We start from the raw sequence: 281 nt of genomic DNA, 5'->3' as shown, positions 1-281 counted from the left end.
CCCTTTAACAACTCACCCTCCATCAGATCCTGGGGCTCGTAGATGCGCTTCATCAGTCGTTCTCTCCGTGCACGTCCAGTTGCCAATCCACACCATCGGTACTGAGCGAGAAGACGATTGGCCGGCAACACACCGGGCAGTCCTCGATGTACTGCTGATCCCCCGCCGATAGATCCAGTACGGCTTCGACCGGCTCACCGCAATAAGGGCATTGGTAATCCTGTGTTTCCAGCATAGGGCGCCTCCTTGTGACTTGCAGGGTATAATCGGCGGTCTATTGC

The 281-nt window shown here is 56.2% G+C and carries 1 protein-coding gene; it reads right to left on the bottom strand.

Annotated features, from left to right (window positions below; translation table 11 throughout):
• Positions 1–52: 52 nt before the first annotated feature.
• Positions 53–235 (bottom strand): CPXCG motif-containing cysteine-rich protein, encoded by a 183-nt coding sequence (locus tag AC0IYH_RS31080; RefSeq protein WP_463563889.1) that lies wholly within the window; start codon positions 233–235, stop codon positions 53–55.
• Between the last annotated feature and the right edge of the window lie 46 nt (positions 236–281).

The sequence above is a fragment of the Pseudomonas sp. AC463 genome, assembly GCF_979253585.1.
This window is presented reverse-complemented; position numbering and strand designations above follow the sequence as displayed.

Coding starts and splice junctions, on each gene's coding strand:
- AC0IYH_RS31080 (WP_463563889.1), bottom strand. CDS start 235: ATGCTGGAAACACAGGATTACCAATGCCCTTATTGCGGTGAGCCGGTC.